The sequence below is a fragment of the Stagnihabitans sp. genome (genome assembly GCF_964946895.1).
Genome location: NZ_CBBQHX010000013.1, coordinates 96,342 through 110,001, shown reverse-complemented (window position 1 = coordinate 110,001; position 13,660 = coordinate 96,342). Strand labels below are relative to the sequence as shown.

12 protein-coding genes are annotated in these 13,660 nt (G+C 64.8%); all 12 read left to right on the top strand.

The features are described from left to right. The first annotated feature begins 210 nt into the window (after nt 1–210). The 12 genes from bchF to acsF all read left to right on the top strand — a co-directional run bounded on the left by bchF (nt 211) and on the right by acsF (nt 13,538). On the top strand, nt 211–711 hold the full coding sequence (gene bchF, locus AC1Y2B_RS10735; protein WP_482253078.1) for a 2-vinyl bacteriochlorophyllide hydratase: 501 nt from the start codon (nt 211–213) through the stop codon (nt 709–711). Then, nucleotides 708–2,000, top strand: coding sequence for a ferredoxin:protochlorophyllide reductase (ATP-dependent) subunit N (locus tag AC1Y2B_RS10730; protein ID WP_482253077.1), 1,293 nt, complete (start codon nt 708–710; stop codon nt 1,998–2,000). The genes bchF and AC1Y2B_RS10730 overlap by 4 nt, the downstream gene beginning before the upstream one ends. Continuing rightward, on the top strand, nt 1,997–3,577 hold the full coding sequence (bchB, locus tag AC1Y2B_RS10725) for a ferredoxin:protochlorophyllide reductase (ATP-dependent) subunit B (RefSeq protein WP_482253076.1): 1,581 nt from the start codon (nt 1,997–1,999) through the stop codon (nt 3,575–3,577). Before AC1Y2B_RS10730 ends, bchB begins: the two co-directional genes overlap by 4 nt. Next, nucleotides 3,567–7,130, top strand: coding sequence for a magnesium chelatase subunit H (locus AC1Y2B_RS10720; protein ID WP_482253075.1), 3,564 nt, complete (start codon nt 3,567–3,569; stop codon nt 7,128–7,130). Before bchB ends, AC1Y2B_RS10720 begins: the two co-directional genes overlap by 11 nt. An 82-nt stretch (nt 7,131–7,212) precedes the next feature. Further along, on the top strand, nt 7,213–8,112 hold the full coding sequence (bchL, locus tag AC1Y2B_RS10715) for a ferredoxin:protochlorophyllide reductase (ATP-dependent) iron-sulfur ATP-binding protein (protein ID WP_482253074.1): 900 nt from the start codon (nt 7,213–7,215) through the stop codon (nt 8,110–8,112). After that, complete coding sequence (gene bchM / locus AC1Y2B_RS10710; protein WP_482253073.1) at nt 8,112–8,777, top strand: magnesium protoporphyrin IX methyltransferase; 666 nt, start codon at nt 8,112–8,114, stop codon at nt 8,775–8,777. The genes bchL and bchM overlap by 1 nt, the downstream gene beginning before the upstream one ends. Continuing rightward, the gene (locus AC1Y2B_RS10705; protein ID WP_482253100.1) at nt 8,777–10,216 is read left to right on the top strand and encodes a PucC family protein; all 1,440 of its coding nucleotides are present in this window, start codon (nt 8,777–8,779) and stop codon (nt 10,214–10,216) included. Before bchM ends, AC1Y2B_RS10705 begins: the two co-directional genes overlap by 1 nt. Before the next feature lie 15 nt (nt 10,217–10,231). Next, nucleotides 10,232–11,005, top strand: a complete 774-nt coding sequence (gene puhA, locus AC1Y2B_RS10700; RefSeq protein WP_482253072.1) for a photosynthetic reaction center subunit H — start codon at nt 10,232–10,234, stop codon at nt 11,003–11,005. After that, nucleotides 11,002–11,634 carry a photosynthetic complex putative assembly protein PuhB gene (gene puhB / locus AC1Y2B_RS10695; protein ID WP_482253071.1) on the top strand — a complete coding sequence of 211 codons (633 nt, stop codon included), beginning with the start codon at nt 11,002–11,004 and terminating at the stop codon, nt 11,632–11,634. The genes puhA and puhB overlap by 4 nt, the downstream gene beginning before the upstream one ends. A gap of 5 nt (nt 11,635–11,639) precedes the next feature. After that, the gene (puhC, locus tag AC1Y2B_RS10690; protein WP_482253070.1) at nt 11,640–12,116 is read left to right on the top strand and encodes a photosynthetic complex assembly protein PuhC; all 477 of its coding nucleotides are present in this window, start codon (nt 11,640–11,642) and stop codon (nt 12,114–12,116) included. Nucleotides 12,117–12,138: 22 nt separating this feature from the next. Then, a complete protein-coding gene (locus AC1Y2B_RS10685) occupies nt 12,139–12,435 on the top strand; it encodes a hypothetical protein (protein WP_482253069.1) in 297 nt (98 codons plus the stop codon). Further along, on the top strand, nt 12,432–13,538 hold the full coding sequence (acsF, locus tag AC1Y2B_RS10680; RefSeq protein ID WP_482253068.1) for a magnesium-protoporphyrin IX monomethyl ester (oxidative) cyclase: 1,107 nt from the start codon (nt 12,432–12,434) through the stop codon (nt 13,536–13,538). The genes AC1Y2B_RS10685 and acsF overlap by 4 nt, the downstream gene beginning before the upstream one ends. Nucleotides 13,539–13,660 lie beyond the last annotated feature (122 nt).

Below are 13,660 nucleotides of genomic sequence, written 5' to 3'. Positions count from 1 at the left end.
AATTGACACTTCTGAGTATAGGCATCGCGCTAACCATTTGCAAGGCACTGTAATTTAATAGGAATACACGAAATTTTGTGCAGCAGAAACACTCGGCGTCGGGGCTCGGGGTGCAAGTCGTGTAAACCTACATTGTGTAAGTTTTGATTGACACATTAAGAATCGCGGGGCTAGGGTTGGCCTCAGGACACGCCGTCTGAAAGACCCGTCATGGCCCAGAATCGCCCAAATCAGCCCGCCCGCCGACCGCTCTACACGGCCGCAGAACGTGCCCGGCGCGATGCCACAAGGTGGACTTTGGTGCAGGGCATCCTTGCCCCGTTGCAATTTCTGGCCTTCGCGACCTCGCTGGTTCTGGTGTTGCGCTATCTGGTTTCGGGCCAGGGATATGAGGCCGCAACCGTCTCGATCGTGGTCAAGACCGGCTTTCTATATCTGATCATGGTCACGGGGGCGATCTGGGAAAAGGTCGTCTTCGGCCAATACCTCCTCGCGCCCGCGTTCTTCTGGGAGGATGTCTTTTCCTTTGCCGTGATCGCCTTGCACACGGGGTATTTGATAGCGCTTTGGACTGGCGCTTTGTCCCCGATTGGCCAGATGACTTTGGCCTTGGCCGCCTATGCGACCTATGCGATCAACGCAACCCAGTTCATCTTCAAGTTGCGCATGGCCCGGCTGGATGCGGCCCGCACCGACACGGTGCAAGCATGAACGCGCCCCTCCCCGCACTTGGCTGCACCACGACGCCCGTCCTGAAAGAGCGTGGCCAGCGCGAGGTGTTCTGTGGCCTGACCGGCATCATCTGGCTGCACCGCAAGATGCAGGACGCCTTCTTCCTCGTCGTAGGCTCCCGCACCTGCGCCCATCTTTTGCAATCCGCCGCGGGGGTTATGATCTTCGCCGAGCCGCGCTTCGGCACAGCCATTCTCGAAGAGAAAGACCTCGCCGGCCTCGCCGATGCCCAGACCGAGCTTGACCGCGAGGTGGATCGCCTGCTGTCACGCCGCCCTGACATCCGTCAACTGTTTCTGGTCGGCTCCTGCCCCTCGGAAGTCATCAAACTGGACCTCCATCGCGCCGCCGAACGGATGTCGATGAAGCACGCGCCGCATGTCCGCGTGCTGAATTATTCCGGCTCGGGAATCGAGACGACGTTCACGCAAGGGGAAGACGCCTGCCTTGCGTCGATGGTTCCGACACTTGCGTCCAGCGCCGAAAAACAACTTCTGCTTGTGGGCGCCCTGCCCGATGTGGTCGAGGATCAGGCCGTGGCCCTGCTGACCGCTTTGGGCATCAAGACCATCCGCTGCCTGCCCGCCCGCCGCTCGGCTGATGCGCCCTCGGTCGGCGCCAACACCGTCTTCGCCCTGGTGCAGCCCTTCCTCGGCGACACCGCCCATGCCCTCACCGGTCGCGGCGCCCGCCACATCGCCGCCCCCTTCCCCTTCGGCGCCGAGGGCACCACCCTCTGGCTGCAAGCCATCGCGACCGAGTTCGGTGTCTCGCCCGAGGTGTTCGCCCAAGTCACCGCCGCCCCGAAGGCCCGCGCCGAAAAGGCCATCGCCGCAGCGGCCCAGACCCTCACCGGCAAGTCGATCTTCTTCTTCCCCGACAGCCAGCTGGAACTGCCCCTCGCCCGCTTCCTGACCCGCGAATGCGGCATGACCGCGATCGAGGTCGGCACCCCCTTCCTGCACCGCGACCTGATGGCCCCCGAACTGGCCCTCCTCGCTGCCGGCCCAACCCTCTCCGAAGGCCAGGACGTCGACAAGCAACTCGCCCGCGCCCGCGCCGCCCGCGCTGACCTGACCGTCTGCGGCCTCGGCCTCGCCAATCCGCTGGAGGCCGAGGGCCTCGCCACCAAGTGGGCCATCGAACTGGTCTTCACGCCCGTCCATTTCTACGAACAGGCCGGCGACCTCGCCTCCCTCTTCGCCCGTCCCCTCCGCCGTCGTGCCCTGCTTGCCCCGCTGGCCCCAACCCTTGAGGCTGCCGAATGAAGCTGACCCTCTGGACATATGAAGGCCCCCCGCACGTCGGCGCCATGCGTGTCGCAACCGCGATGAAAGGCCTGCACTACGTCCTGCACGCCCCGCAAGGCGACACCTACGCCGACCTTCTCTTCACGATGATCGAGCGTCGCGACCACCGCCCGCCGGTCACCTACACCACTTTCCAGGCCCGTGACCTTGGCGGCGACACCGCCACCCTGTTCAAGACCGCCTGCCAGGACGCCGTCACCCGCTTCAATCCGGAAGCCATCATCGTCGGCGCCTCCTGCACTGCCGAACTCATTCAGGACAACCCCGCAGGCCTTGCAGGCTCCATGAACCTCGGCCTGCCCGTCATCGCCCTCGACCTGCCCTCCTACCAGCGCAAGGAAGGCTTCGGCACGGATGAGACCTTCCTGCAGATCGTCCGCCATCTCGCCAAACCTGTCGAGCGGACCGCGCAGATCACCGCCAACCTGATCGGCCCGACGGCCCTCGGCTTCCGCCACCGCGACGACATCACCGAACTGACCCGCATGCTCTCGGAAATGGGCATCGGCATCAACGTCGTGGCCCCGATGGGCGCCCGCCCCTCCGATATCGCCCGCATGGGTGCCGCCCATTTCAACGTCCTGATGTACCCTGAACACGCCGAATCCGCCGCCCGCTGGCTGGAAACCAACCTCAAGCAGCCTTACACCAAGACCGTCCCGATCGGCGTCGGCGCCACCCGCGATTTCCTCGCCGAGGTCAGCAAAATCACCGGCCTGCCCGCGAAAACCGACACCTCCCGCCTGCGCCTGCCATGGTGGACCCGCTCGGTCGACTCCACCTACCTCACCGGCAAACGTGTCTTCCTCTTCGGCGACGGCACCCACGTGCTGGCCGCCGCCCGCATCGCGCGCGAGGAGATGGGCTTCGAAGTCGCAGGCCTTGGCTGCTACAACCGCGAAATGGCCCGCCCGATCCGGGCGCTGGCTAAAGAGTACGGAGTCGAGGCCCTGATCTCCGACGACTACCTCGAAGTCGAAGCCGCCATCGCCGCCCTGCATCCCGAACTGATCCTCGGCACCCAGATGGAACGGCACATCGGCAAGCGCCTCGGCATCCCCTGCGCCGTCATCTCTGCCCCTGTCCATGTGCAAGACTTCCCCGCAAGATATTCCCCGCAAATGGGCTGGGAAGGCGCCAATGTGATTTTCGACACCTGGGTCCATCCCCTTGTCATGGGCCTCGAAGAACACCTCCTCACCATGTTCCGCGACGATTTCGAGTTCCATGACGAGGCTGGCGCCTCCCACCACGGCGCCAAGCACCAACCCAAGGAATTTGCTACCGAAGCCGCCCCTGCGGCCGCGACCGAAGCGGCCTCGATGGCCGCTGAGGTCGCACCCGCCACGCTGCCAACCGTCCAGCCCTCCGGCCAGATCGTCTGGCTGCCCGCTGCCGAAAACGAACTGAAGAAGATCCCGTTCTTCGTGCGCGGCAAGGCCAAGCGCAACACTGAGAAATACGCCGAAACCAAGGGCGTCACCGCGATCAGCATCGAAACCCTGTACGAGGCCAAGGCCCATTATGCGCGCTGACAGCCCTCTCTCCGGAACCCGTGTCTGCTACAACATCGTTGTGGTCACCCTTGACCAGCACGCCGCAGGCCCCGCCGCCCGCATCGCCCCGCGTCTGGCGAAAGACTTCCCCGGCCTCAACATCTCGATCCACGCCGCCGCCGAATGGGCCGAAAATCCCGCCGCCCTCTCGCGTTGCAAGACCGCGCTCAAGACCGCCGACATCGTCGTGGCCAACCTGATCTTCATCGAAGAACACATCAACGCCATCCTCCCCGACCTGACCGAGGCTCGCAGCCATGCCGACGCCTTCGTCGGCCTGATCGCGGACTCAGCCATCGTTAAGTTGACCAAGATGGGCGACTTGGACATGTCCAAGCCAGCCTCGGCAGCCATGGCGCTTTTGAAGAAGCTGAAACCCACCGCCAAGACCTCGTCCAATTCCGGCGAAAAGCAGATGTCCATGCTGCGCCGCCTGCCCAAGATCCTGCGCTGGATCCCCGGCAAGGCGCAGGACCTGCGCGCCTGGTTCCTGTCGATGCAATACTGGCTGGGCGGGTCCGACGACAATATCGAACAGATGATCCGCTTCCTGATCGGCCGCTACTCCACCCGCAAAGACTGGCGCGGCACCGCCTCCAAAGCCCCTGTCGACTACCCCGAGGTTGGCCTTTACCACCCCAAGGTCCCCGGCCGCATCACCACCACCCTCGCCGACCTGCCCCGCCCCGCCGGCGCCAAGCTGACCGTCGGCCTGCTGATGCTGCGCTCCTACATCCTCGCCTCCGACACCGCGCACTACGACGCCGTGATCGCAGCGCTTGAGGCGAAAGGCATCGCCTGCATCCCCGCCTTCGCCGGCGGCCTCGACGGACGCCCTGCGATCAACACCTACTTCAAGACCGCGCACCACGTCGACGCCATGGTGTCGCTCACCGGCTTCTCCCTCGTCGGCGGCCCGGCCTACAACGACAGCCCCGCCGCCGTCGAAGCCCTCAGCGCCCTCGACGTCCCCTACATCGCCGCCCATCCGCTGGAATTCCAGACCCTCGGTCAATGGGCTGACGCCGGCACCGGCCTCGGCCCGATCGAAACCACGATGCTGATCGCCCTGCCCGAAATTGACGGCGCCACCAACCCCACTGTCTTCGCCGGACGCCACGGTCTTGACGGTTGCAAGGGCTGCCCGATCCAGTGCAAAGGCTCGCCCGACAGCCGCGCCATGTCGCCCTGCCCCGAGCGTGTGGCCTCTCTCGCCGAGAAAAGCTTCCGCCTCGCCAGCCTGCGCCAGAAGCGCAACGCCGACAAGAAGGTCGGCATCGTCCTCTTCGGCTTCCCGCCAAACGCAGGCGCCGCCGGCACCGCCGCCTATCTGTCCGTCTTCGAAAGCCTGCACAACACCCTGAATTCCATGAAGGCCGAAGGCTACACCCTCGACGTTCCCGCCACCGTCGATGACCTGCGCGAGGCTGTCCTGGGCGGCAATTCGAAAACCTACGGCCAGCCCGCCCATGTCGCGGCCATGGTCGACGCCGACACCATCGTGCGCCAAACCACGCACCTCAAGGACGTCGAGGCCGTCTGGGGCCCCGCCCCCGGCAAAGTGCAGACCGATGGCCGCAACCTCTTCATCCTTGGCCGCCAGTTCGGCAACATCTTCGTCGGCCTGCAACCGACCTTCGGCTACGAAGGCGACCCGATGCGCCTGCTGTTCGAACGCGGCTTTGCGCCCACCCACGCCTTCGTGCAGTTCTACCTGTGGCTGCGCAACACCTACCAAGCCGACGTCTACCTCCATTTCGGCATGCACGGCGCTTTGGAATTCATGCCCGGCAAGCAAGCCGGCATGGGGGCCCGCGACTGGCCCGACCGTCTGATCGGCGAGGTTCCGAACATCTACCTCTACGCCGCCAACAACCCCTCCGAGGCCACCCTTGCCAAGCGCCGCTCCAACGCCGTCACCATCACCCACCTGACGCCGCCTCTCGCGCAAGCCGGCCTCTACAAGGGCCTGATCGAGCTGAAGGACAGCCTCAAGCGCTGGCGCTTCATGGCGCCCAACGCACCGGAACGCGCCGAACTCGAAACCCTGATCGCCGAGCAAGCCTCTGCCGTCGACATGCCCAACCAGAAGCCCGCCGCCCTGTGGCTGAAGCTGCTGGAGGCCGAAGACGCCCTGATCCCCGATGGTCTGCACGTGGTCGGCAAGCCAATGACCCAAAAGGCCCGCGCCGAATACCTCGACCTTCTGCCGCCGATGGATGACATCCAGCGCGCCAAGATCGACAAGCAACTGCAACAGGATACCGAAATCCCCGGCATCCTGCGCGCCCTCTCAGCCCGCTTCATCACCCCCGTCCCCGGCGGCGACCTGATCCGCTCGCCCCAAATCCTGCCGACGGGGCGCAACATCCACGCCTTCGACCCGTTCCGGATGCCCACCGAATTCGCCCTGCGCGACGGTGCCGCCCAGGTTGACCGGCTCTTGGCCGCCCACCCCACCCTGCCGCGTTCGATCGCACTGGTCCTGTGGGGCAGCGACAACATCAAATCCGACGGCGGCCCGATTGCCCAAGCCCTCGCCCTGATGGGCGCCCGACCCCGGTTTGACAGCTACGGCCGCCTGTCCGGCGCCGACCTGATCCCCTTGGCGCAGCTTGGCCGCCCGCGCATCGACGTGCTGATGACCCTGTCCGGCATCTTCCGCGACCTCCTCCCCCTGCAAACCAAGATGCTGGCCGAGGCCGCCTACAAATGCGCCATGGCCGACGAACCCCTGTCCCAGAACTTCATCCGCGCCCATGCGCTGGCCTATGCCGAGCAGATGACCTGCGACATGGAAACCGCCTCGCTCCGCGTCTTCTCGAATGCCGAGGGTGCCTATGGCTCGAACGTCAACCAGTTGGTCGACAGCTCTGCCTTCGGCGAGGAAGACGAACTCGCCGACGCTTACGAGGCCCGCAAGAGCTTCGCCTATGGCATGAACGGCAAGCCGGTGAAGCAGGCCGCGCTGATGCAAAAGGCGCTGAAGAATGTCGAGATGGCCTACCAGAACCTGGAATCGGTCGAATTGGGCGTCACCTCGGTCGACCACTACTTCGACACGCTGGGCGGCATCGCCCGCGCGGTGAAACGCCAGCGCGGCACGGAAACCCCGGTCTATATCTCGGACCAGACCCGCGGCACTGGCAAGATCCGCACCCTGCGCGACCAGATCGCGCTGGAAAGCCGGTCCCGCGCCTTGAACCCGAAGTTCTACGAAGGCCTTTTGAAGCACGGCGCCGAAGGTGTCCGCCAGATCGAATCCCACGTCACCAACACGATGGGCTGGTCGGCCACTGCCGAAGCGGTGGAGCCTTGGGTCTATCAGCGCCTGTCGGAAACCTTCGTGCTGGACGAAGCAATGCGCAAACGGATGGCGGCGCTGAACCCGCAAGCCGCTTCGCGCATGGCGAACCGCCTGATCGAAGCCTCGGAACGGTCCTACTGGACCCCCGACGCCGCCACTTTGGCCGCCCTGCAAGGGGCTGCCGACGAACTGGAAGACCGTCTGGAAGGGATCGCAGCCGAATGATCGCGTCCTTCACCACCTCTGCAGACCCCACCGCCGGAGCCTCCGGCGGGGATATTTATGAACACATGAAAGGGGCAGAAGCATGAGCCTTGATGCAGTTCCAATCCTGCGCGGCCTTGACGGTGAAGGCTCCGTTCAGGTCCATCAGGACGCCGACGCCAAGATCGAAGGCGCCAAGGTGTTTTCGGTCTATGGCAAGGGCGGGATCGGGAAATCCACCACCTCGTCCAACCTGTCGGCCGCCTTTTCCATGATGGGCAAGCGCGTGCTGCAGATCGGCTGCGACCCCAAGCACGACAGCACCTTCACCCTGACCGGGCGCTTGCAGGCCACGGTGATCGACATCCTGAAAGAGGTCGATTTCCATGCCGAAGAACTGCGGCCGGAAGACTATGTGGCCGAGGGCTTCAACGGCGTGAAATGCGTTGAAGCGGGCGGCCCGCCCGCGGGCACCGGCTGCGGCGGCTATGTCGTGGGGCAGACGGTGAAACTGCTCAAGCAGCACCACCTTCTGGACGACACCGACGTGGTGATCTTTGACGTTCTGGGCGACGTGGTCTGCGGCGGCTTTGCGGCCCCCCTGCAACACGCCGACCGGGCGGTGATCGTCACCGCCAACGATTTTGACAGCATCTACGCCATGAACCGCATCATCGCCGCGGTTCAGGCCAAGTCCGGCAACTACAAGGTGCGCCTGGCCGGTTGCGTCGCCAACCGTTCGCGCGAGACCAACGAGGTGGACCGCTACTGCGCCAAGGTCGGTTTCAACCGTCTGGCCCATATGCCCGACATCGACGCCATCCGCCGCTCGCGCCTGAAAAAGAAGACCCTGTTCGAGATGCCGGACGAACAGGATATCGTCATGGCCCGCGCCGAATACATGCGGCTGGCCGATACGCTGTGGCGGTCTGTCGGCGGCGAAGGCTCCTCGCCCGCGCCCTTGCCCGACCGCGAAATCTTTGAACTTCTGGGGTTTGACTGATGGCCGACTACACCGCCACCCTCTCGCGCGTCGAACACTACTTTGACCGCTCCGCCACCAAGGTGTGGGAGCGGTTGACGTCGGACGCCCCGGTCAGCCGGGTCCGCCAGACCGTGCGTGAAGGCCGCGACAAGATGCGCGCCCTGATGCTGTCCCGGCTTCCTGCGGACCTGCGCGGCGCAAGGGTGCTGGACGCCGGCTGTGGCGCCGGGCAGATGACGGCAGAACTGGCCGCGCGCGGGGCCGATGTGGTGGCGGTGGATATCTCGCCGGCGCTGGTCGACATCGCCCGCGCCCGCCTGCCAGCCGAACACGCCCACAAGGTCAGCTTCGCCAGCGGCGACATGACCGCCGATCACGGACGCTTCGACTTCGTCGTCGCGATGGACAGCCTGATCTACTACGACACCAAGGACATCAGCAGCGCGCTCGACCGTCTGGGACAGAACACCGACCAGGCCGTGGTCTTCACCGTCGCACCGAAAACCGCCTTCCTGATGACCTTCTGGACCATGGGCAAGCTGTTCCCCCGCGCCGACCGCAGCCCGACCATGGTGCCGCATGCCTTCCCCACCCTGCACCGGGCGACCGCGGGCCGCCTGACCAAGATCGACCGCATCTCGCGCGGTTTCTACATCTCGGAATGTCTGGAGTACCGGCCGTGATCATCTTCAAATCCAAACATATCCAGAACCTTGGCACCAAATGGATGCCGTTCGCCGATGCCGCCTCGGAGGGATTGCCGCTGCTGCAATTGCTGCGGCTGGGGCTGTTTCAGGTCTCGGTCGGCATGGCCTATGTGCTGATGATCGGCACGCTCAACCGTGTCATGATCGTCGAACTGGGCGTGCCGGCCACCGTGGTCTCGTTGATGATCGCCCTGCCGGTGATCTCGGCCCCGTTCCGCGCGCTTCTGGGCCACAAGTCTGACAATCACAAAAGCTGGATCGGCTGGAAGCGCATTCCCTACCTGTGGTTCGGCTCCCTGTGGCAGATGGGCGGCCTGGCGATCATGCCTTTCGCGCTGATCATCCTGTCGGGCGATCAGACCCATGGGCCGGTCTGGGCTGGCAAGGCGCTGGCCTCGGTTGCCTTCCTGATGACCGGCATCGGCATGCACATGACCCAGACCGCCGGCCTCTCCCTCGCCTCCGACCGCGCGACCGAGGAAACCCGGCCCCGCGTCGTGGTGCTGCTCTACGTCATGTCGCTGCTGGGCATGGCGGTCTCGGCGCTGGTTCTGGGTGCCCTGCTGCGCGACTTTGATGAAATCAAGCTGATCCGGGTCGTGCAGGGCTGTGCGGCAACCACCATGGTGCTGAACGTCATCGCCCTGTGGAAGCAGGAAAAGGTCCGCCCGATGACACAGGCGGAAATGGCGCAGACCGCCCCGGTCTTCCACGAAGGCTGGCGCGATCTGATGGCCGGGGGCACCGCCGCGCGCCTGTTGGTCGTCGTGCTCTTGGGTACCATCGGCTTTCAGATGCAGGATGTCCTGTTGGAGCCCTATGGCGCCGAGGTTCTTGGCCTGTCGGTCAGCGCCACAACGCTGCTCAGCTCCTGCTACGCGATGGGCGTGCTGTCGGGCTTCGTTCTGGCCGGGCGCTGGATCGGCCTCGGCCACGATACCTTCCGCATGGCCGGGCGCGGCATCCTTGTCGGCATCGCGGCCTTCGTGATCGTCACCCTCGCGGCCCCGATGCAGTCCGAGGCGCTGTTCTTCGCAGGATCGTTCAGCATCGGCCTTGGCTCGGGCCTCTTCGCCGTCTCGACCCTGATCGGGGCCATGGCGCTGCCGGAAAAGGGCATGGCGGGGCGCGGGCTGGTGCTGGGCGCCTGGGGGGCGGCGCAAGCCACCGCCACGGGCCTGTCCATCGCGGTGGGCGGCTGGCTGCGCGACACGACCGGCGCCTCTGCCCTGCAGGGCCACTTTGGCGCGGCCCTGCAAGCGCCAGCCACAGGCTATGCCTGCGTCTACCTGACGGAAATCATCATCCTGTTTGCAACGCTTCTCGCTCTGGCCCCGCTGGTCCGCGTGACGCTGTACCGTTCCCAAACCAAGGCCAACGCCGCCCGCCTGGGCCTCGTTGACTTCCCCAACTGATCTTCGGAGGACACCATGATAGGCGTACACTTCTTTGGCAACTTCGACCTTGCCGCACTGGCGATCTGGCTATTCTGGGGCTTCTTCGCATTGCTGATCTACTATCTGCAGACAGAGAACATGCGCGAAGGCTACCCGCTGGAACTTGAAGACGGCACCCCGGCGCCCAATCAGGGCCCCTTCCCGCTGCCCAAGCCCAAGACCTTCATCCTGCCGCATGGCCGGGGCGAAGTCACCGTGCCCAACGGCGCCCGCGAAGCGCGCGAGGTGGCCTTGGGCCGCACCTCCGTCTCCGAGGGCTTCCCGCATGCCCCCTTGGGCGATCCGATGGTCGATGGCGTCGGCCCCGCCGCCTGGGCCCCGCGCCGCGACATTCCCGAGCTTGACGGCCACGGCCACAACAAGATCATCCCGATGGCCGCAGCCCCCGCCTTCGGCGTCACCGCCGGGCGTGACCCGCGCGGCCTGCCGGTGCAGGGCGGCGACAACGAGGTGGTCGGCACCATCTCCGACATCTGGGTCGACGCCCCCGAACAATGTGTGCGCTATCTGGAAATCACCCTGAACTCCGGGGCCAGAAAGCTGGCCCCGATGCCGATGATCAAGATCTGGAAAGACCGGGTCCGGATCAATTCGCTGACCTCGGACCTGTTCGAAGGCGTCCCGGTCACCAGATCGGCCACCGAAGTGACCCTGCTCGAAGAAGACAAGATCTGCGCCTACTACGCCGGCGGCACGATGTACGCTGCGGCCAAGCGCAAGGGCGGTTCGGAGTCCTGGAAGCCATGAACACGCAAGACGATTACGACATCGAGCCGGTCCGCGGCCTGCCCGAACGCCCCCCGGTCGGCGAAGAACTCCTCTGGCAAGGCCGCCCCGCGACCTTCGCCCTGGCGCGCGATGCCTACAAGGTCACCTGGATCGCCGGCTACTTCCTGGCCCTGGCGCTGTGGCGGGCCACCGTCGTGGCGCAAGGCCCGGTAGAGTTCATCGCGGTCATGCTGCCCTACCTCGGCATCGGGCTGGTGGCCTGCGCGATCCTTTACGGCATCGCCGCCGTTCAGGCCCAGTCCACCGTCTACACCCTGACCACCGCCCGCGTGGCGATGCGGATCGGCGCGGCGCTGAACGTCACCCTGAACATCCCCTTCGTTCAGGTGGCCAACGCCAACCTCGCCCTGCGCGCCTACGGCACCGGCACCATCGCGCTGGAGACGCTGGGCGATACCCGCATCTCCTACCTTGTCTGCTGGCCCCATGTCCGGCCCTGGCACTTTGCCCGCACCCAACCCGCCCTGCGCTGCATCCCTGATGCGGCACGGGTGGCCAAGATGCTGGCTGACGCCGCGGAAACCCGGCTCAACGAACCCCGTGTCGCCCAGCGTTCGATGGGCGGCATGGCTGTCGCGGCGGAGTGACCCTGATGCAAGCCCAAGCCCGCCCCACCCTCGCCGCCAAGGCCCGCCCCTCCGACAGCAAGGACATGATCCCCAAGCCGCTGCTCTGGGCCATGCTGGCGCTGGTGCTGACCAGCCTGACCCTCGTCAGCTACTCGGTCTACACCGGGCGCGCCCATGTCGGCGTGCCCAAACCTGCCGCCATCGTGGCAGAGCGTGACATCATCCTGCAAGGCGGCGGGGCGCAGGCCGTCACCGTGCTCGACAAGGATGGCACTGTGCTGATGGACCTGCCGCATGGCGGCTTCATAACCGTCATTCAGAACGGGATGGAGCGGGCGCGCTACACGGCAGGCGTTGATAAACTGCTGCCCGTGCGTATTGTGGAATACGCCAATGGCCGCCTGACTGCATTGGATGACTACACCGGATGGAGTGCCGAATTGGGCGCCTTCGGTTCCGACAACAGGGCCGCATTCGAACGGCTCATGTCACAGCACTGACAACCAATATGGGAACCAAATCATGGGAATTTTCAGCAAATACGCCGAGGACGTACCCTGCACCGTCGAAGTCAGTCACCGCTTCGAAAGCCTGCACGCCCACGTCCGCTTCAACAATGGCGCCGTCATCTATCCGGGCGATGAGGTTCTGGTGCACGGCAAGCCGATCCTGGCCGCCTACGGCGAGCTGATCGTCGAGGACCGTCAGGCCACCATCACCCGCGCCTCCGCCATCGAACGTCTGTGGACGCGGATGACCGGCGATTTCGGCTTCATGGAACTGTGCGAATTCTCCTTCTCGGATGAGGTGACACTATGAACGCCACACCGCAGGACCTCTATCCCGACAGCGGCCACGAAATCGCAGCCGGTCTGGTCAACACGACCGACACCACCGCGATGGCCACCGAAACCACGCTTCTGAACCCACGCTTCTACACCACCGACTTCGACGAGATGGACCGCATCGACGTCTCCTCGGTCCGCGAAGATTGGGACAACCTCTTGGCCCAGATGCGCCGCGACCCCAACAAGGGCCACTTCAAGAAAAACGCCGACTGGGACGCCGACTGGGCGAACATGGACCCCAAGCTGAAGCGCGAATTCATCGACTTCCTGGTGTCCTCCTGCACCGCCGAATTCTCCGGCTGCGTGCTCTACAAGGAAATGAAGCGCCGCGGCAACAACCCCGACATCTGCGAGCTGTTCAACTTCATGGCCCGGGACGAGGCCCGCCACGCCGGCTTCATCAACGACGCCCTGCGTGAGGCGGGCGTCGCGGTAAACCTCGGCTTCCTGACCAAGGCGAAAAAGTACACCTACTTCCGCCCCAAGTTCATCTACTACGCCACCTACCTGTCGGAAAAGATCGGCTACGCCCGCTACATCACGATCTTCCGCCACCTTGAAGCGAACCCCGACCACCGCTTCCACCCGATCTTCAAGTGGTTCCGCGAATGGTGCAATGACGAGTTCAGCCATGGCGAAGCCTTCGCGCTTCTGATGCGCACCGACCCCAAGCTGACCAACACATTCGCCAACAAGCTCTGGATCCGCTTCTTCCTGACCGCCGTCTACTCCACCATGTACGTCCGCGACCATGCGCGGCCTGAATTCCACAAGGCCCTCGGCGTCGACATCGAGTGGTACGACCAAGAGGTGTTCCGCAAGACCTCCACCATCGCCCGCCAGGTCTTCCCGGTTGAGATCGATATCGACCACGCCCGCTGGCTGCCCAACCTGCGCAAGATGCGCGACGCCTTCGGCCAGATGGACGCCGGCAAGCGCAAGGGCGGCCTCGGCGGCTGGCTCACCCACAAGATCGGCGCCACCAAGGCGGCGCTGGCCTTCGCGTCGCTCTACACCATCCCGGTGATCCACCGCGAACCGCCCAAGAATGTGCGGCTGGAGCCGGTCTATTGACCGTCACCCCGCATAAGGCCGGAGGTTCGGGGCGGGCGCGCCCCGGCCTCCGGCTGCCTCCTCATATCCATACAATTTGCCTAAAATCCTCCCTGCCCGCTTCATCTTGGTCCAAATACTCC

Bases quoted from the DNA above. Each gene is read 5' to 3' on its own strand.
- bchM (WP_482253073.1), top strand. From the start codon at position 8,112: ATGGCCGACTACACCGCCACCCTCTCGCGCGTCGAACACTACTTTGAC.
- puhC (WP_482253070.1), top strand. From the start codon at position 11,640: ATGCAAGCCCAAGCCCGCCCCACCCTCGCCGCCAAGGCCCGCCCCTCC.
- bchF (WP_482253078.1), top strand. From the start codon at position 211: ATGGCCCAGAATCGCCCAAATCAGCCCGCCCGCCGACCGCTCTACACG.
- AC1Y2B_RS10730 (WP_482253077.1), top strand. From the start codon at position 708: ATGAACGCGCCCCTCCCCGCACTTGGCTGCACCACGACGCCCGTCCTG.
- puhB (WP_482253071.1), top strand. From the start codon at position 11,002: ATGAACACGCAAGACGATTACGACATCGAGCCGGTCCGCGGCCTGCCC.
- bchL (WP_482253074.1), top strand. From the start codon at position 7,213: ATGAGCCTTGATGCAGTTCCAATCCTGCGCGGCCTTGACGGTGAAGGC.
- bchB (WP_482253076.1), top strand. From the start codon at position 1,997: ATGAAGCTGACCCTCTGGACATATGAAGGCCCCCCGCACGTCGGCGCC.
- AC1Y2B_RS10720 (WP_482253075.1), top strand. From the start codon at position 3,567: ATGCGCGCTGACAGCCCTCTCTCCGGAACCCGTGTCTGCTACAACATC.
- acsF (WP_482253068.1), top strand. From the start codon at position 12,432: ATGAACGCCACACCGCAGGACCTCTATCCCGACAGCGGCCACGAAATC.
- puhA (WP_482253072.1), top strand. From the start codon at position 10,232: ATGATAGGCGTACACTTCTTTGGCAACTTCGACCTTGCCGCACTGGCG.
- AC1Y2B_RS10685 (WP_482253069.1), top strand. From the start codon at position 12,139: ATGGGAATTTTCAGCAAATACGCCGAGGACGTACCCTGCACCGTCGAA.